The 19,681-nt window shown below is 39.9% G+C and carries 16 protein-coding genes; 14 read left to right on the top strand and 2 right to left on the bottom strand.

Features of this window, described 5'->3' with window-relative positions; genetic code table 11:
* Window positions 1-31: 31 nt before the first annotated feature.
* From C4S54_RS09755 to C4S54_RS09815, 13 genes are all read left to right on the top strand, one after another.
* Window positions 32-1,825: an ABC transporter ATP-binding protein gene (locus C4S54_RS09755; RefSeq protein ID WP_103869364.1), complete on the top strand. Its 1,794-nt coding sequence runs from the start codon at window positions 32-34 to the stop codon at window positions 1,823-1,825.
* 70 nt (window positions 1,826-1,895) lie between these two features.
* Window positions 1,896-2,939 carry a glycosyl transferase gene (locus tag C4S54_RS09760; protein ID WP_103869365.1) on the top strand — a complete coding sequence of 348 codons (1,044 nt, stop codon included), beginning with the start codon at window positions 1,896-1,898 and terminating at the stop codon, window positions 2,937-2,939.
* A 22-nt stretch (window positions 2,940-2,961) separates the two neighbouring features.
* Window positions 2,962-5,526, top strand: coding sequence for a YfhO family protein (locus C4S54_RS09765; protein WP_103869366.1), 2,565 nt, complete (start codon window positions 2,962-2,964; stop codon window positions 5,524-5,526).
* Window positions 5,513-6,283: a DUF5672 family protein gene (locus C4S54_RS09770; RefSeq protein ID WP_242973776.1), complete on the top strand. Its 771-nt coding sequence runs from the start codon at window positions 5,513-5,515 to the stop codon at window positions 6,281-6,283. The genes C4S54_RS09765 and C4S54_RS09770 overlap by 14 nt, the downstream gene beginning before the upstream one ends.
* Window positions 6,280-7,332 carry a glycosyltransferase family 2 protein gene (locus tag C4S54_RS09775; RefSeq protein WP_103869367.1) on the top strand — a complete coding sequence of 351 codons (1,053 nt, stop codon included), beginning with the start codon at window positions 6,280-6,282 and terminating at the stop codon, window positions 7,330-7,332. Before C4S54_RS09770 ends, C4S54_RS09775 begins: the two co-directional genes overlap by 4 nt.
* Window position 7,333: 1 nt before the next feature.
* Complete coding sequence (locus C4S54_RS09780; RefSeq protein WP_103869368.1) at window positions 7,334-8,287, top strand: glycosyl transferase GT17 family protein; 954 nt, start codon at window positions 7,334-7,336, stop codon at window positions 8,285-8,287.
* 116 nt (window positions 8,288-8,403) lie between these two features.
* The gene (locus C4S54_RS09785) at window positions 8,404-9,810 is read left to right on the top strand and encodes a DUF3329 domain-containing protein (RefSeq protein ID WP_103869369.1); all 1,407 of its coding nucleotides are present in this window, start codon (window positions 8,404-8,406) and stop codon (window positions 9,808-9,810) included.
* Window positions 9,810-10,928 (top strand): glycosyltransferase family 2 protein, encoded by a 1,119-nt coding sequence (locus tag C4S54_RS09790; RefSeq protein ID WP_160110743.1) that lies wholly within the window; start codon window positions 9,810-9,812, stop codon window positions 10,926-10,928. Before C4S54_RS09785 ends, C4S54_RS09790 begins: the two co-directional genes overlap by 1 nt.
* A 121-nt stretch (window positions 10,929-11,049) precedes the next feature.
* Entirely contained in the window at window positions 11,050-12,312 is a 1,263-nt protein-coding gene (locus tag C4S54_RS09795) for a polysaccharide pyruvyl transferase family protein (RefSeq protein ID WP_242973778.1), read from the top strand.
* Window positions 12,313-12,329: 17 nt separating this feature from the next.
* Window positions 12,330-13,259: an alpha-1,2-fucosyltransferase gene (locus tag C4S54_RS09800; protein ID WP_103869372.1), complete on the top strand. Its 930-nt coding sequence runs from the start codon at window positions 12,330-12,332 to the stop codon at window positions 13,257-13,259.
* A 71-nt stretch (window positions 13,260-13,330) separates the two neighbouring features.
* Window positions 13,331-14,854, top strand: coding sequence for a lipopolysaccharide biosynthesis protein (locus C4S54_RS09805; RefSeq protein ID WP_103869373.1), 1,524 nt, complete (start codon window positions 13,331-13,333; stop codon window positions 14,852-14,854).
* Window positions 14,855-15,321: 467 nt separating this feature from the next.
* Entirely contained in the window at window positions 15,322-16,692 is a 1,371-nt protein-coding gene (locus tag C4S54_RS09810; protein ID WP_103869374.1) for a glycoside hydrolase family 88 protein, read from the top strand.
* Between the two features lie 149 nt (window positions 16,693-16,841).
* Window positions 16,842-17,708: an ROK family protein gene (locus tag C4S54_RS09815; protein WP_103869375.1), complete on the top strand. Its 867-nt coding sequence runs from the start codon at window positions 16,842-16,844 to the stop codon at window positions 17,706-17,708.
* 74 nt (window positions 17,709-17,782) lie between these two features.
* Here the strand turns inward: C4S54_RS09815 and C4S54_RS09820 are convergent, their stop codons facing one another.
* Window positions 17,783-18,136, bottom strand: a complete 354-nt coding sequence (locus C4S54_RS09820; RefSeq protein WP_103869376.1) for a hypothetical protein — start codon at window positions 18,134-18,136, stop codon at window positions 17,783-17,785.
* 316 nt (window positions 18,137-18,452) lie between these two features.
* On the opposite strand from C4S54_RS09820, the gene C4S54_RS09825 reads away from it, so the two are divergent.
* A complete protein-coding gene (locus C4S54_RS09825) occupies window positions 18,453-18,719 on the top strand; it encodes a hypothetical protein (RefSeq protein ID WP_022772737.1) in 267 nt (88 codons plus the stop codon).
* Between the two features lie 66 nt (window positions 18,720-18,785).
* Here the strand turns inward: C4S54_RS09825 and C4S54_RS09830 are convergent, their stop codons facing one another.
* The gene (locus C4S54_RS09830) at window positions 18,786-19,583 is read right to left on the bottom strand and encodes a hypothetical protein (RefSeq protein WP_103869377.1); all 798 of its coding nucleotides are present in this window, start codon (window positions 19,581-19,583) and stop codon (window positions 18,786-18,788) included.
* Between the last annotated feature and the right edge of the window lie 98 nt (window positions 19,584-19,681).

Raw genomic sequence — 19,681 nt, forward strand, 5'->3', positions numbered from 1 at the left:
AACATACAACAAATAGTTAGGAAATATCTTAATGAGTAATACGAAAAAGGTAAGCCTGCTTGCCAAGATAAATTACATATTTGATAAAAAACAAAAGGGACAGCTAATCATACTAGCTGTCCTTATACTGATTGGGGGTGTTGTTGAAACACTTGGCGTTTCAATGATGATCCCTGTTATTTCAGTTATATTAAAACCTGAGTCTCTTCACAGACAGATAGAAAAACGTGAAATCCTTCAGAATATCGTAAATGTGCTGGGACTTAATACTGATCTTAAGCTTGCCAGTGCACTTTTAATCTCACTTATTTTTCTTTTTATCTTTAAAAATCTGTATCTGCTCTTCCTTGTTTATAAGCAGAACACATTTATATCAAGAGCCAGAAACGACATGATAAGCAGGGTAATGAGAGAATTCTTAAATAGGCCCTACGAAGATTACCTTGGAGCAGATATCCCGACAGTTTTCAGAATTACAGACAGTGATATTCCAAAGACCTTTACTTTGATGCTTTCTCTTTTGTCACTTTCAACAGAGATGGTAGTTTCAATCTGCCTTGGAATCGTGCTTCTTGCAGTTAACTGGCAGATGACAGTGCTTATCCTTGTGGTTTTGGTAATCCTTACACTTATCATTACCAAGATTTTGAAGCCAAGGCTTAACACCATTGGTAGAAAAAATCAGGAAACACAGTCAAGGATCGCTAAGTGGAGAATTCAGGCAATCTATGGACTTAAGGACGTAAAAGTATTAAACAGACAGGATTTCTTTATCCGCAACTACTACGAGTCAGGTAGGATTGGCGCTGATATCGACAGAAACTATACAGTGCTGAACAACATCCCAAGACTCCTTATTGAGACTGTATTTATATCAGTAGTTCTTTTGTATGTGCTGATCTATCTTATTAACGGCGGGGATGCGAAAGCTCTTTTACCACAGATCACAGCTTTTGGTATGGCAGCTATCAGGATCATGCCATCTGCAAACAGGATAAACACATATCTTACACAGATAGCTTACAACCAGTACAGTCTGGACTTTGTTTATAACAACCTCACAGAATCCATGAAGATGGAAAAAGAGATGAGAGCAGAGAGAGCCAAGGTTGCAGGACCTGCCCTTCATCTGGAAAAAGAGATAGAGCTTAAGAACATCACTTTCCATTATCCTGATTCTGAGGACAATATCTTTACTGACGCAAATATGATGGTTCCAAGAGGAAAGTCAGTGGGTATTATTGGACCATCTGGTGCGGGTAAATCCACAATTGTGGATATTCTCCTGGGACTTTTGCACGTTAAGAGCGGCGAGATACTCTGTGATGGCAGCAATATCTTTAGTAACTATGAGTCATGGCTTGCGCAGATTGGTTACATTCCGCAGTCTATCTACCTTGTGGATGAGTCCATCAGAGATAACATAGCATTTGGTATTGATGCAGACCAGATAAATGATGACAGAATCTGGGAAGTCTGCGAAGAGGCTCAGCTTGCTGACTTTATCAGAACTCTTCCTGAGGGCCTTGACACAAGGATTGGTGACAGAGGTGTCAGACTTTCCGGCGGCCAGAGACAGCGTATCGGTATCGCCAGAGCTCTTTATCATAACCCTGAGATACTCGTATTTGATGAGGCTACCAGTGCTCTTGATAATGAGACAGAGGCAGCAGTTATGGAAGCTATCAACAGTTTCCACGGAAAAAAGACAATGATCATCATCGCCCACAGACTTAACACAATCGCAAACTGCGACATTATCTACGAAGTCAAGGATGAGAAGATTAAAGAGACTACACTTGAAGGCAGAACAATCATTCAATAGTGTGATGTTTTGCCCTTGATTAATACATAAGATCTGGCAATAAGCCTGTAATCTTATGATTGGAGTTTATATGATAGGAACAGAGTTTTTACATGGATTTGGACTTGGCAATCAGCTCTTTTGGTATGTAGTAGCAAGAGCTGTTGCGGAAGAAAAGGGCTATGAATTTGGAATATGTAATCCCGGAGCGTTAGCTAATAATATGCATTCCGATAGCGGAATGTACTTTATGGATATTGATCTGGGAAAAGAAATCACAGAGGAAGAAAAGAAGAATTTCAAAATCTTCGAGGATCATGACAACAGGCTCTATTTAGGCAACTCAAAACATGATATGAATCATGGGGCATATGTCAGTGGCATCGATCCAAAATTCAAGGACATTGAGGATAATACTCTTTTATATGGAAATCTGCAGGCAGAAGCTTATTTTGAGAAGTATAAAGACAAGCTTAAGGACTGGCTCAAGGTAAAACCTGAATATGATTCTCATGAGTTTACAAGAGATAATCTTTGCATTATCCATCTAAGATGTGGGGATTACTCCAATTCTCCGGAACTTTGGCTTGATAGAAGCTATTGGGTTAACGGAATCAAGCAAATGAGAAAGATTCGTCCGGATATGGAATTTTTAGCTGTGACAGATGATGTTTCTGCTGCATACAAGATTCTTCCGGAAGTTAAGGCTGTAAGGAATGATATTGGCAAAGATTATGTGACGATCAAAAACGCCAGATATCTTCTTTTGTCTAATTCTTCATTTGCCGTATTTCCTGCTATGACAAGTGATGAGCTTAAATATGCAATTGCACCAAAATACTGGGCAAGACATAATGTATCAGATGGCTATTGGGCTTCTGAACAGAATATATATAGCTGCTTCCACTATATGGATAAAAAGGGAAGAATTTTCACACCGGAAGAGTGCAGACAGGAACTTGAAGAATATAAAAAGACTTCTTCAACATACAAAAGACTTAACCAGAGACCTGGTAAAGTACTGGAAAAAGCTCAGCAAGTAAGGGCTAAATATTTGTATGCTGTTTATATGGGTAAAAAGATTGTTAGAAGCTTGGAGAGAAGGACGGGGCTAATAAAGATTTTCCATGTGTAAAGAATTATATTAAGGATGAAGGATGAGAAAAAAAGAAGGCGTAATTAGGTATGTGATAGCTTTTTTATTACCAATAGTATTATGGATGGTCGTGTTCGCATTTAATGGACAGTATCCTTTTGGCGATAAAACACTACTTATATGGGATACAAATTATCAATATGTGGCTTTACTTTCACATTTCCATGACATTTTGCATGGAAATGAGTCTTTTTTTTATTCTCTGTCTGATTCACTTGGTGGGAATGCATATGCTATCGGATCTTATTATTATTTGTTTAGTCCGATACATTGGATTGTATTTTTCTTTGACAAAGAACACATGTACATATGCGTGCTCGTGATTGTACTTATTAAGCTTGGCTTATCCGGCCTTTCAATGAATGTATATCTTTCATACAGAAACCATTCTTGTAACAGGAATCTGTTACTTGCATTTTCAACAGCATATGCGGCTTCTTCATATGTATCAGCTTATTTTTACAATTTTATGTGGCTTGATGCGGTTATTCTTTTGCCTGTTATCATATGGGGAATTGATAGCTTACTTGATAAAAATGTTTATGGGAAATACGTATTCGTTGTGTCATTGGCTACGTGTATAATTATCAATTATTATGTAGCTTTTATGGTATGTATTTTTGCTGGATTGTATTTTCTGTTCTCTTTTGATAAATGGAAAAAAGATTTAAAAGTTCTGGGAGAGTTTGTGCTTTCTGCCATTTTATCAGCTATTATCAGCGCTTTTGTGACGATCCCTGGGCTATTAGCGATTATATCAAGAGATGAATCTATTACAAATTCAAAAGAAATATCTATATTATGGGATAACAAGCTTACTAATATAATGTGGGGAACCACTCCACAAACGCAGATACAGGATGGAAATCCGCTTTGGTATGTAGGCATCGCAGTGTTGATCTGTGCGATTTGCGCTTTTGTTGGAAAAACTTCTTACAAATATAAGTTAAAATATGGATTTTTGCTGTTGATATTTTTGTTATCAAATGTAATTGTGCCACTTGATCTTGTATGGGGACTGGGGCATGAACCATCCGGATGTCCTTACAGATACATGTTCATTGCCACTTTTCTTTTAGTGGTTACTGCTGCAGATTCAGCAGCCACAATTGATGCAGAGAAAAACAAAGAAAATGCGAAGTACTTGATAATATCAGCAATAATACTTGTTGTAATATTTAGTGTTGTAAAGCTGGTCTATAAAGAGGATATTACAAGCCAGCTGCTGATCATGAATCTTTTACTTGTAGTAATATCATTTGTAATTTTATTGATTTCTTTCACAAAATCATTTTATCCTGTTTTGATATTACTTATTTTGGTCGACCTTGGAAGTAATGCATACTACTATGAGAATGGCAATGCTGTTTTTGATACTGAGACAGTAGACACTTATGAGAATGATAGCAAGGCGTTGTTGAGCTTAACTTCTAATGAGGCAATTGATAATAGATATCGTTTGGAATATGGTACAGCAGCCAGAGAGATACAGATGGATACTCCATTTTTAACTGGAACCAAAAGTATAACAGGATATAGCTCTTTGGAAAGCCAGGAAAAATGTTTGGTTTTGAAAGCTCTTGGCTATGAAACCACTGATAATGGCGATTATCTGGTATATGATGAGGATAATACGAAGACGGCAGAAGCAATTCTGGGAATCAATTATATAGTTACTGCAAGAGAATATTCAGAATACAAACTTATAGATCAGGAAGACAATTTGAAGCTTTACGAAAGCGGCCTGGGACTTCCAATGGCTTATCTTGCCGGAAATGATATTATTAATACTTCTCAAGATAGTTATTCAAATTACTTTGAGTGGATGAATGCTTTGCTGGAAGCGATAAAATCCGGCTCAGGTACTTTTGACCAAATGGGAATTGAGTCTGTTAATATCATAAATGGTGCTGCTAATGAGGTTGATGGAATTTATGAGGCAACTGCAGACGACACACAGATAATGATGATGTATAAGGATCAGAATCTGGAAGATAGTCGCATAGCGTATCTCAGATATGGATTTGATGATGAAGAGCTTGAGAAGATAAATATATATGTAGGGGGAGAAGAAATCTCCTTAGACAATCAGAAAACAGCGGTTAAGAACTTGGGCGAAGTTACTTCAGAAGATGAAGTGATGATAGTAATAACCCTTAATACGGCAGACATATTTGATATACATAAGCTTGGAGTATATACTGAGAACGTTGAAAAGTTGTCAGATCTTAGCGAGAGTTTAACGAAACAAGCCATTGATATAGATTATGGACACGGAAATGTCATTAAGGCCAATGTTAATTTTGGTGATAATCAGACTTTGATCTTGCCTGTAGTATGGGAAAAAGGCTGGAAACTATACATAGATGGTAAGCAGGAAGAAATATCCGGCAAGATAGTATATAATCTCATGGCTATCAGTGCTTTGGTTGGTGAGCACCAGATTGTATTGAAATATACACCACCTGGTTTGGTGACAGGTGCTATAATAAGTCTACTAGGGCTGTTTATGGTACTTGGTTATTTATGGATTGAACATTCAAGGAAAAGATATGAGTTATCATGATAAAAAGTTAAAGCTCCCCCAGGTTACGCTCTGTGCCATGACCAGTGTCAATGTTTATGAGACTGTGCAGGCCATGAAGTACAGCATGAGGGAGATTGAGTTTGGAGATGCGGTTCTTATTTCAGATAAAAGACCTTTCTATCTGCCAAAGAACATCAGATTCAGCAACACATCCAAGCTCGACAGTATCGATAAATTTAATTACAAGATGGTCTATGAACTCAAGGACCACATAAATACAGATTTTTGCATGGTGGTACACGCCGACGGATTTGTTATTCATCCTGAGAACTGGCGCGACGAGTTCCTTGAGTACGACTATATTGGCTCTCCCTGGCCGCTTCCTAAAAATGATTACGCCTACAGGGATTCAAAGGGCGAGATTTGCAGAGTCGGAAACAGCGTATCCATCAGGTCAAAGAGACTTTTGGAGTATCCTGCAGCTCATGATCTTAAGTGGGAAAAGGTCTACGACGGATTTTATAACGAGGATATCTTCCTTTGCTGTTACCACAAAAATGCCATGGAAGCTGAAGGCATGAAGTGGGCGCCCATTGAAGTTGCGGTGCAGTTTGGAAGAGAGCATCCACTTCCTGAAAATAAGGGAATAGAGCCCTTTGCATTTCATAAATGGTGGGGAGAGAACGCGGATTATCCCAGATTCTACAGCCCTAAAAAGAGATTCAAAATGGCAGTGAGACCGCTTCTTTTCTGGAGAAGAAGTAAGAAGTGGAGACAGGAGCATGGCATAGAATGATCTTTTCAGTTATAGTTCCGGTTCATAACGCAGAAAAGTACATAAAAGAAATGATGGATTGCATTATCCCTCAGCTTGGAAAGAGCGGAATGGATGCGGAGCTGATACTGATTGAGAACGGCTCAACGGACAATTCTCCTGCAATTTGCGATAAATACGCTGCTGATAATCCATTCGTTTTTTGCTACCACTATGGAAAGATTGGTGCCTACGCTGCCCGTAAAGAAGGTATAAAAAAGTCCATGGGCCAGTGGCTTATTTTTGCTGATGCTGACGATCTATTGGTGCCTACAGCTATTGAGGATATCTGCAGAGGGCTTACTGACGCATCTATAGCTCACAAGCCCTTTGATATAGTGCTTTACAATGCGGCTACAGATAAGACTCCAACAAAGCGGAAGTTCAATTTCCCATTTGAAGAGAGCAAGGTTTATCAGGGCGCTGCCAAGGATTCTTTTTACAAAGTCATGTGCGAGGGCGACTCCTTAAACGCCATGTGGAATAAGTGCATCAAAAGAGAACTTGCCATAGATGTGCTTCTTCAGGATAAGGACATGTTCCTTAACTACGGCGAGGATCTCTTACAGACAGCAGCTTTTTTGGATAAAGCCCGTGGAATAGTTTATCTTGATAAGATTCTCTACATATACAGGCCAAACGACAAAGGCCTTACAGGGGGCTACCACATTGAATATCTCCCCAATCAGGAGACAGCCTGGAATAAGTTTGATTCCTATGTAAAAAAATGGGGCGGAGAGCGTTTTGTTACGACAGTTGACAGGAGGAAGTCTCTGACCTGCAGCATTGCCATAGCAAAGCTTATTTACTCTGACCAGCCTGTTTCTGTAAAGCTGTCAGAGCTTTCAAATATATTTAACAGTGAATTTTACAAAAGATACAGCCAGATGCCGCTTCCTGACTGGGCTCCGGAAGAGAGCATGGAGATACACAGGCTTCAGATATCAAGAGGAGCACTGCAAAAGCTCTTTTTATCCGGGGTGAAATACAGTGCAAAGGCAGTAGCAAAGCGTGCTATCAGGAAGAAATGATATGGTTTACGATTTAATACCTTTTTTTAACGAAATAGATATATTAAAGCTAAGGCTGGGGATCCTTGATCCATACGTGGATAAGTTTATCATCGAGGAAGCCACTACGACTTTTTCCGGTGAGCCAAAAGAGCTGTGCTTTGAGAAAAACAAGGACTTGTTCAGGGAGTATTTGGACAAAATCATCTATATAGTTGTGGATGAGGACAAGGATTTTAAGGTAACTCACGAGAGAGATTACTTTCAGAAAAATCACCTGATTCAGGGGCTTGAGCAGGTTGGGGCGACTGCGGATGATGTGATTATTTTTGGAGATGCCGACGAAATCCCCAATCCGGCTGTGTTAAAAGACATTGTGGAAAACTTCGACAATACAAAAGTTTACCACCTTGCTCAGAGAAACTTTTATGTTTATATGAATAATGAGGAAAAGTCAGGAACTTTAATGTCCATAACCGGCGAATTCCCCGATGTTCCGCAGGCTGACAGGAAGTGGCTTGGAACTAAGATTACTTCTATAAACAACATTCCAAGAGAAGGAATTGTAAGGCTTCGCGACCTTGTTTCTGTGTGCGATAAGAGATCCGTGCGTGTTGCGAATGGTGGATGGCACTTCGGATATATGGGCGGTCACGGGGAAAAAGACCCTACAAAGAGAATCGGCGTTAAAGTAAAAGCCGCAGCCCATCAGGAGTACAACGACAGGGAAGTATTAAAAGAAACCATGGATCATCTGATCCTGGGACATGATATATTTGGCAGAAATGCTCATTTTGAGAGATGTGAGATCGATGAGACTTACCCACAGTACTTAAGAGACCACATCGCAGAGTACAGCCATCTTGTAATGCCTAAGGTGACAGCTCTTTCAAGGTGCTATCACTATGTAGACATCACTGCAGGAAGATTTTGCAGGAAAGCCTACTATAAGGTAATGAGGATGATTAAAAGATAACCTGATTACATAAGTGATGAAAATGAGTAAATGATTATTTCATAAAAGATATGAATGAAAATAAACTCATTAATTTGATATTTGTTGAGAAGAAGTGAAAAATAGGGGAGCAGATAATGCTTGAGAAAAAAAGCAAAAAGGTTTTTATAGGACTTGTACTTGTAGCGTTTTTGATGATCGCTGTCTATGAGTTTTTAACTCCAAACATGTCTGATGACATCATATATGGTGATAAAGTGGCGGAGGCAGGAAACTTTTTTGACCTGTTCTCACAGGAATATGAACATTATATGACTCACAGTGGAAGAAATGTCGCTCATTTTATTTTGAGAGTATTTCTTTTCATGAAGACAAAGAGTGTGTTCAATGTGGTGGCTGCCGCTGTATTTACCGTTTTGTCGCTTCTTATGTATGAAAACATAGATAACAAGAGAAAATATGACATAAGGCTTTATGGTCTTGTGCTTTTATTTTTGTGGTTTTTAGACCCGGCTATGAGTAACACTGTCTTTTGGGAGACAGGAGCGTGCAATTATCTTTTCACAGGTACTATCGCAATCGCATACTGCACGTACTTTAGAAGACATATGAGACATGAGAGCAGCAACAGTGTTTCTCTCATGATAAAAATGTTTGTTTTGGGACTTTTGGCAGGCTGGTGCAATGAGAACACATCAGGTGGCGTTATCCTCTTTTGCCTGATACTGCTTGTGGATAAATGGATTGAAAATGGCAAAAAATGTGGATTCGTAAAGCCTTGGATGGTAACAGGTTTTATTGGAAATTTGTTGGGATTTGGAATAATGATCCTTTCTCCCGGAAATTTTGGCAGAGCAGAGGTTGCTGAGGAAGAGCACACAGGCCTTCTTGCAATAATGGCCAGATTTTTGAAGATAGTTAACAACATAAGAGATAACTATTTCATTTTAGTGGCTGCTTTCGTAGTTCTTTTGATCTTCATTTACTACATGTCAGCAGATAAAAAGAAATTCCTTGAGACCACAAAGTACATGAGAATGCTGGGGTTTGTGGCTTTGATGACAGCTTTTTCACTTATTGCTGTTCCTTCATCTCAGATAAGAACCTACTACGGTGCAGGTCTTTTCATGATGATGGCAGTGCTTAACGGTGCAGGAATTGTGGCTAATACGCTCTTTATGTCAGGAAGTGCATCTGACAAAGAAGGTGGTCTTTCATATACGATCCTGCAGACTGCAGTAACTTCACTTGTGGCAGTTTGGGCAATTGTGCTTGCTTTCACTTATATTGAGCAGGGAGCAAATCTTGCCAGGATCAAAAGAGAAATGGATGAGCGCGATGCTTATGTCTGGCAGCAGGTAGAGGCTGGTGAAGTGGAAATTTGCGTTCCAAGGCTCAGACCACAGTGGGAAAACAGATTTTCTTTTGCCTATGATTCAGATATTTCTGATGATTGCGATTATTGGATCAATCTATTCTATACAGAGCACTATGGAATCGAATGTTTTTGGAGCGTTGATAGAGAGGAATGGACTGCGTACTAATGGAAAAAAAGGTAAGCATAATAATTCCGGTTTATCAGGCAGCCAAATATCTTGAAAGGTGCGTTGAATCCTGCCTTGGGCAGAAGGGCATAAATGCCGATGAGCTGGAAATAATCCTGGTCGATGATGGCTCAACAGATGGCAGCAGCGAGCTTGCGGATGAGCTTGAAAGAAGTGCGAACTGCGTTTTTGAGGGCAAGGGTGATAAAAGCAGCGGATATATTGTAAAAGCTATCCACACCGGTAACCACGGCGTTTCGCATGCCCGAAATCTGGGGATTGAGAAAGCAAATGGTAAGTACATCTGCTTTGTGGATGCAGACGACTATGTCAGCGAGAGCTTTGTTGCTAATCTCCTGGCTGCCGAAGATCGTGATAATGCAACTGATGAAGAGTCAACAGTTATCAAAACTAATTCACCTGAGAATGTGGAAAAGCCAGGCGAGATTTCCCAAAATTGTGCATTGGATGGATATGAGCCGGTAATTATTGATTCCACAGACACTTACCTTTCAGGACTTAACATTAGTGGATATCAGTATATTGAGAACTCTATCCTTAATAGAAACACTCACGTTTGGGGAAAGCTCTTTTTATTAAGTGCGATAAGAGACAATCACATTACCTTCAAGGAAGGGCTGACAATCGGTGAGGATCTACTTTTCCTTTTGGATTTAGCTCTTTTGCAGGGAAAGAAAAAGACAGTGAAGTGCACTGGAACAAATGGCTATGTTTATGTGGATAACCCGGAAGGCGCAATGAAAAAGGCCTTTAAGGAAAGTTATCTGGACGAGGTTGTTTGCTGGCGTGAGGCAGAGGAAAAGCTCCTTGGAGCAAGGGAGTACATTTCAGAGTATTCTTTTGTGAGCGTTGCCGTGAGCCAGATTATGACAGCTCTTTTGGTGGCAGGGAAACTTGCAAGGACAGATGAGGCCGAAAGAGATAAAGATATAGAAACGCTTGTTATTTCAAAAGTCAGGGAACAGGTCAGCCATGCCCTCAAAGTGCGAGGCGCTTTTGCTGCACTTGAATTTGGATACAAGATAAAGGTGACAATCTTCAGGTTTAATCCGAAGTTTTATCTCAGGCTCTATGGAAACTATAAATCTCAGAGATAAAACACAGATTATATCTAGAGCGTTATGAGATTATAAAGAAAGCTATAAATATACTTATGCTGATATGAGAATACTTATCTGTTAGGCATAAGTTTATAAATGATAGTGAGAAAGGATTCGCATGAATCTAAATAGACCGATAGTTTTATATTATCATGCTGGCAGCGGAAATCATGGCTGCGAGGCTATTGCAAACAGTACGCTAAAGCTCATTCACAGAAAGAGGATTGAGCAGGGGTGCGACATGGAGAACATGCCGATTCCTGTTGTTATTTCTAACAATGTGGAAGAGGACAGGAAGTATTCACTTGGTGAGCTGGAAAAGCAGGGACTTTGTGTTCTTGCAAACGAAAGACATATTGATCAGGACTTTTTTGCCCATGTGATCTACTACGGATGGCGCAAGATAACCGGTGATAAGCAGTCCTTCATGAGATACAGATTTAGGGATGGCTACAGGGCTTATGTTCAGGAGCATAACAGGTGCGATATTCAGAAACGAGATGAAAAAGCGGATATGAGCATCGCGACAAACAATACTCCACTTGCGATTTCAATTGGTGGCGACAACTATTGTTATCCCGAGATGGTTTCGGACCTGATACTTGCCCATGATTATTTTAGAAAAAGAGGCTTTGATACAGTCCTCTGGGGATGCTCAATTGAGCCTGATTCCCTTAAGGATGCAGCTCTTTTGCAGGATCTTAAGAACTTTGACAGAATCTATGCAAGAGAGTCCATAACTTACAATGCTCTTTTGAATGCAGGAATCTCTGCTGATAAGCTTGAGCTTAGGAAAGATCCGGCCTTTGAGCTTGAGACATCAGATGTTTCAGGTATTGATGCAGATGAACAGCTATTAAATGAGAATGCCAAGAATGCTGATTATAAGGCAGGTCTTTTACATAAGGATTACATCGGAATAAACTTAAGCCCTATGGTAATTGCCAAGGAGAAGACTCCGGGGATTACCATGGAGAATTACAAGAGATTTATTCAGTACATCCTGGACAACACAGATCAGTCAGTTGCGCTGATCCCACATGTGGTCTGGGCAAACAATGACGACAGAAAGCCGCTTTCTGAGCTTTTTGAAGCTTTCAAAGATAGCAAAAGAGTCTTTTTGATAGAGGATATGTCAGCTTCGGACCTCAAGGGCTACATTTCAAAGTGCAGCTTTTTTGTTGGAGCAAGGACTCACAGCACAATTGCCGCTTATTCAAGCAAAGTGCCAACTCTTGTAATCGGTTATTCAGTCAAGAGCCGCGGCATTGCGACAGATCTTTTTGGCAGCTATGAGAACTATTGTCTTCCGGTACAGGAACTGTCCGATCCGGATGCGCTTATAAACGGATATAAGTGGGTTATGGGGCATACTAACTAGAAATTGGGGATGAGAATATGATAATTTTGCAGATAGCTGGTGGTTTGGGGAACCAGATGCAGCAGTATGCGCTTTACAGGAAACTTTTAAAGTGCGGAAAAACAGTGAAGCTTGACCTTTCATGGTTTGGCCCGGAAATTCAGAAGAACATGCTGGCTCCCAGGGAGTTTGAGCTTTCTCTTTTTAAGGATCTTCCATACGAAGAATGTACTAAAGAGGAAAAAGACGCGCTGATAAAGCAGAATCTTTTTCAAAAGGTAGCAGGAAAGATTTCCAAGAAACTTGGATTCAGCGCAAGCTCCAACGCCAAGGTTTTTGTGGAAACTAAGATGTATCACGAAGAGATTTTTGACCTGGATGATATTTATATCACGGGTTATTTTGCCTGTCAGTACTATTATGACGACGTGATGGCAGAGCTTCAGGATTTGTTTGTATTCCCGCCCCACTCCATTCCGGAGCTTGACCAGCGCAATGCCGTTCTTGCTGCAAAGATGGAAAAAGAAACTTCTGTCAGCGTCCACATCAGGCGTGGAGATTATCTGAGCCCTGAAAACGTGGAGATTCTCGGAAATATTGCCTCTGATAAGTACTATGAGAGCGCCATGAATTATTTCCTTGAAAAGGACGCAAATACTCATTTCTATATCTTCACCAGTGACCATGAGTACGCAAGAGAGCACTACAGCGATGAATCTCGTTACACGATCATAGACTGGAACACAGGTAAAAACAGCCTTCAGGACCTCATGCTCATGAGCCACTGCAAGGGCAATATCTGTGCCAATTCCACTTTCAGCTTCTGGGGAGCTAGGCTTAATAAGCGTCCCGACAGAGAGCTTGTCCGCACCCTCAAGATGCGCAACAATCAGGAAGCTTTGCCTGAAGTTATGCATAAATACTGGAAAGACTGGATTCTCATTGATGAGAATGGAGTGATCGTTTGAAAAGGTGCGGCATGAGTACATAAAGTGCTAGTAATTAGCGAAATGTTAGATATATAAAGGAATTAGTTTTAATGGGTAGAGTTAAGTCAGCAACGAGAAATATTGCATTTGGATATATTGGTCAGGTTGCAACCATGATCATGTCTTTTGTGCTGCGAAAGATCTTTATCATGCACCTGAGCGAAACTCTGCTTGGCATCAACAGCACATACACAAATATTCTCTCAATCCTCAATATGGCCGAGCTCGGCATAGGAACAGCTCTTAACTTCAGCCTTTATGGCCCGGTTTCCCGCGGCGATAAAGAGAAGATCAAGTCCTACATGCAGATGTACAGAAAGGCCTACTACTGTATCGCTTTGGTAGTGGCTGTCATGGGTACAGCGCTCGCGCCATTTCTTAAGTATCTGGTAAAAAAGCCGGATGGAGTTCTTTTACGAGATCTCACACTCTACTATTTCATATTCCTTTTTAATACAGTCAGCAGCTACTTTGTTGCTTACAAATACAGTTTGGTCAATGCTGAGCAAAAGAACTATGTTCAGACCAACATTCTTACAATAACAAAAGTTATTACAGTCTTTTTCCAGATAATTGTTATCATCGTTACCAGAAATTTCTATCTGTTCCTGATAACAGATGCAGTGATCCAGCTTCTTCAGAAGATATTTGTTTCAAGGTATCTCAATAAGATGTATCCATATCTTACGGAAAAAGATATCACGCCTCTGTCAAAAGAGGAGAGTGATACTGTCTGGAAAAAGACAAAAGCCCTTGTATTTCATAAGGTTGGCGATGTTGCAAGACTCCAAACCGACGCCCTTATCATTTCTTCTTTTATCGAAGTAAAAATGGCAGGCTTTGTTGATAACTACAACATGGTCATCAGCTCAGTCTCAAATTTCGTAAACATCATTTTCAATTCAGTAATTTCAAGCTTTGGAAACCTCATCGCCACAGAGTCCAAGGAAAAGCAGTACGAGATGTTCAAAGTCTACAGATTTTTTGCATCCTGGGTCTATGGCTACTCCTGCGTGGGATTCATGGTTCTTTTGACTCCTCTTATCAGGATAATGTACGGAGATTACTGGGCTCTGGCGCCAATGGTAATCTACTGCATTCTTATTGATTATTACTTCAAGGGCGACAGAATTGTCCTTAGTAACTATAAGACCGCAGCCGGCGTATTTGAGCAGGATAAGTACCTGGCACTGATCCAGGGAGCAGTAAACCTTGTGATATCAATTGCTCTGGTGCAGACGCCCCTCGGCCTTGCCGGAATTTACATTGGAACAATTGTTTCAGGACTTATTGCAAATATCACCAAACCAATCATTATTTACCGCGCCTGCTTTGACATGAGCGCAAAGAGCTACTTCTTAGACACCTGCAAATACCTTGCAAGCCTTGTCTTTGTGCTGGTTGTATGCAATGCTATCAGTATCAGGCTTCTTGCAGATTTGAATATTCTAACGTTCCTGGTTATGGCTGTTATCATTACTGTCGTTTTCAACGGAGTGTATTTCCTCCTCTACGGCAGAACAGCAGAGTTTAAGTACGTACTTGGCAAAGTCCTCGCGAAGGTGGGAAGATAAGAGGAAGTATATAGGAACAAGTTTGTTAATTCGAGAAAATAAGAAGAAGCTTTGGGAAAGTTCTTGTGAAGGCATGAAGATAGAGTGTTCTTGATTATGCGATCAAAGATAATGAAAAGCATTTCTATCAAAAAATGGGCATATAAGCGAAAAATATCGTCTACACATCCATAAGTAAGTATTTGCAATGGGAAAATTGGGCATATATTGAAAAATAAGAATTACGACATCCATTGAATGAAAGTATGATTAGCTTTTGGGATAGACGAATGGATGTGGTAATTGAAAAATCCCTTGATTATACCCATTTTCAAGGATTATTTTTATCGTGCATGGATGTGTAAAGTAAAAAAATGCCATATATGCCCATTTTGTAACAACTGCTTTAGTTAACAGTGCAGAAAGTTCTGATATTTTTTTATAAAAATAGTATACATGATTTATATTCGCACGTAGAGGTGTTAATTATGGGCTATAGAGTTGATGAAAGATACAAAATGGTCTTGGATATGACAGTTGACGATTTGCTCGGAATTATGAATGTTTCCTTAGTTCAGCAGGCAAAAGACGTAGTAAAAAGGTTTATGGGGCGCTCGGTCCGCACTAAAGATCCGCTGTTTTGGCCTGCAGGAATGCTGATGCTGGGACTTGTATCGGCAGCAGAGCAGGAAGTATATAAGCAAGATGCTCCATCTGAGGAGAATGATGGTAAGGCAGTTGCTATGAAAGAACATTCAGAAGACGAACAGGCGACTGTCATCAAGCAGCTGGATGTAGAAATAAAAAACAAGTGCCTTGCTGCAATCTCAGCGCACCTGGATATGTGGCTTAAATCCTATGATGGAAAAATAGATTTTGTTGATGATGCCTTGTCTGGTGTTTGTTTTATTAGAGCATATGAGCTCACTCATGAGGATAAGTACAAAGAGGCAGCTGACAAGATAGCACAGTTTATATTAACAGCACCTCGAGATGAGCAGGGAACGATCATATATAATCCAGGGAGAAATTCAGCCAATATCTTTGCTGACGGAGTAGGACAGGTTTCCATGTTCATGGCTGCTTATACAAACGCCTTTCCGGATAGCGACATTGTTATAAGTTCCGGCTCCAGGCTTGATGCCAGTAAGCAGATCAAGAACTTCTTTGAAATGGGAGTAGACAAGAAAAGCGGACTAAATTACCACGGGTACTCGCTTCATGATAATCAGAAAAAAGGTCTTCTTGGTTGGGGAAGAGCATTCGGATGGCTCTACATGGGAGTCGCAGAGGCTGCCTGTGCTGCAATAAAGAGCAGTGAATGTGAGATGCCTGGTAATAATGAGAATTCAGATAATGGTAATAATACTGATAATGCTGAAAAAAACTATATTAGTAATAATGCCAATGATAGAGGACAGACAAACGATAATTATTTAAAGGCAACTGATAATAATGAGTGTCGGGGAGACTGTCCGGACAGAAAGCGCTGTTTCATGAATTCCGGATTCAATATAACCGGATTGTACAGGCAGATGAGCAGAACAGCTCTTGAATATCAGCGTGCTGACGGCGGTTGGAGCTGGCAGATTCAGGGAATAGAAGGACATATTGATATGTCTGCAACAGGCATGATTGCATATTCACTGGCGAGGGGCTACAACGCCGGGATACTAGATAACATTGAAGATATAGGCAGCTCTTTTGACAAGGCTGTTGAATGTATGCTGTCGCATACAGATAAAGGGGCAGTGCTTGATGCACTTAGTTCATGTGATGATTTTGGGGTTCATTATCAGACTTATGGGCATTATCCTTGGGGACAAGGAGCAGTGCTCGCAGCACTTGCAGTGATTTGATAATATGTTTTAGGAACAAATTAGTAATACGCTGATTCCAAATCAATTATCGTAAATAAGTTGATTGTGTAGTAATAAGTTGTTGATTCAAGTAAAATCTAAAGAGGGTTAGCATAATAGAAAATATCAGGAAAGAGAAGGGGATTACAATGAGATACGGAGCACTTGAAGCTGGCGGAACAAAGATGATAGTGGCAATTGGGGACGAGAATGGAAAAATCTTGGAGAGAGCATCTTTTCCTACGCTCACGCCTTCTGAGACAATGCCAAAGATGATTGATTTCTTTAAGAATAAAGAAATCGTTAGCCTTGGAATTGCCTGCTTTGGACCAATTGACCTGAACAAGGAGTCAAAGACTTACGGATATATCACATCCACACCAAAGCTTGATTGGAGAAACTATGACATCGTAGGAGAATTCAAGAAGGCGCTTAATGTTCCTGTTGGATTTGACACAGATGTTAATGGTTCACTTCTTGGCGAGATTACATGGGGATGTGCACGAAACAAAACTGATGCCATCTACCTTACAATTGGAACAGGCATAGGCGGCGGAGTTATGACAAATGGCAAGCTCCTTCATGGCATGCTTCATCCGGAGATGGGACATATTAAACTGGCCTTGGAAGATGGAGATACCTACAAAGGAAAGTGCCCATATCATGGCACCTGCTTTGAAGGTCTGGCAGCTGGCCCTGCTATTGAAGAGCGCTGGGGCAAAAAAGCCGTTGAACTTGCGGACAACAACGAAGTCTGGGAACTTGAAAGCGCCTATATTGCTCAGGCTCTCAGCTCATATATTCTTACCCTTAGCCCACAGATCATCATTCTTGGAGGCGGCGTAATGCATCAGATGCAGCTCTTTCCACTTATCAGAAAAAAAGTCATTGAGCAGCTTAATGGTTACATCAACACTGATGAGATCAAAAACATTGATGAATACATCGTTCCTGCAAGCCTAAATGATGACCAGGGAATAATGGGAGCTGTGAAGCTCGCTATTGATGCGGTTTGAGTCACAACAAAAAATCCTTAATCTGTAGTCAAGCAGATTAAGGATTTAGAGCGGCAACTGAGTGTGCCGTTTTTTCAAGCGAATAAATCTAGTGAAGCTCCCTGAACACCATATGTTTGACCGGACATATTCTGTCCGTATCCAATTGTCATGCCTTGGAATTTCTGAGCGACTTCGTTGTAGGCCCTATTTGTTTCCTGAGACTTTTTTACATAGTCCATAGACATGGACAATGAATCAGAGTCTTCCTGGGCTGATGCGACCTGTGCATTTGGATATATCACAGGCGGCACATTCATCACGGCGCCCTGCATACCTGTCTCAGTAAATGCATCAGAAATATCAGCTTCGTTCTTAAGTTTGTAGTTCAAAGGCTGAACAAAGCTCATTCCGTACATGTTTCCAATTCCACCAACGGTTAATCCCATACAAACCCTTTCAAAAAAAGTGCAAACATCATTAAACAATTGTATCGAAACCGATTAAGACAATTGTTCCAAAAATTCAATAATATCGCTTTCAGATAAAAATCGGCAAAAAGCCCACCATTACTTGCTTTAATGATATTCTCAGAGGATAAGGGAATCAATTATTGCCATTGAAATTTTGTATTAAATTTCTATGACTAATTATGAAATTTTGTTTAAATTTATGATAAAATTATGTTGAGGGGTAATCTTATCCTTCGGAAAAAGACTTCAATTGTTGGACATAAATGGAAAGAGAGAAAGGAGCGACCTGCTTATGAAAAACAGCCAGCTGCAATACTCTCCGTTCAAACCAAACTTGAAGACAGCCGAAGTATTTGCGTGGGGCGATCCGGAGTATAATCTTTTTGACCAGCTGAATGAAAAGTACGAAAAGACACACCCTGAGTATTCTAAATTATCTTCGTACGAGAAGATGGTTATCAGAGAGCAGATCCATCATGAAGCTATTGGCTTGACGCCATTGAATCTTATTAAGAGCTTCATAGAAGATCCGCAATTTGATGAATTTAGAATTGTATGACATTTTGAATGATTTTACCGTACTCATCTAATCCCAGAACTAGCAAATAGTTCTGGGATAATTTTTTTACCTGAAATACTTTGTTATGATTTCATCGACTTCAAGAATTGTTAATGGATGAGTGGAAGTTTCATATGTGCATATAAGATTTATAGATGGAATATAGCCTTCATTTGGATATATTCTCATCTTTTTTAAGAAATTGTTATTAACATATTCTGGATCATCCATTCTTCCAAAGTGCTCCCAAATGTATATTTCTTTTGTTATTGGATGCATGATCATAAAATCAGGACTTATCAGCGTGTTTCCAAGTCTGATTGGATATTCATATCGGTATGGGATTGATGCTCTGAATAGCTCATCTGAAATTAGTGATTCTGATTTAGATCGTACCATGATTCCTTTGATGGTAGGATAGATCAAGTTTTCTGGAAAAGATGGATTTCCTGGATTTGGTGCCATTTCCCATGCTTTTAGCTCATTATTGCTTGGGGTAATAAGTGGTAATATGATTCGGCGAAAGCCATCACTATTTCTTAATAATTGCTCAGCCGTTTTTTTGGGATATTTAGCAACATAGGATTCGGCGGCCTTAAGCTGTTGCTTAAGAGCGTAGAGCTCGCGGGTTTTATAGGTTTTCATAGCTAGTTTTTGAATTAGATATTTATCATTTGCGCTAAGGTATCTTCTGGTTAAGTGGCAATCTTCTTCGATAACATGGTATTTTTTGTAAGAATTGCCATTTTTGTATATTGCAAGATACCCGTCAGGAAAAATAGCTTTTTTAATTTCCTTTTCAATTCTATTAATTTTTGTGATTAACTGTTCCTTTTCTTGTAACATGGCTTCTAAATAATCCATTGATCTCTCCTTTTATGTTTGTTGGAATGATTCGTTAAGAAAAAATAACGAAAACTATACGACTACGGGCATCATAGGCCTGTAGATTCGAATCGATT

It is taken from the genome of Butyrivibrio sp. Su6, from assembly GCF_900108105.1.
Classification (GTDB): domain Bacteria; phylum Bacillota; class Clostridia; order Lachnospirales; family Lachnospiraceae; genus Butyrivibrio.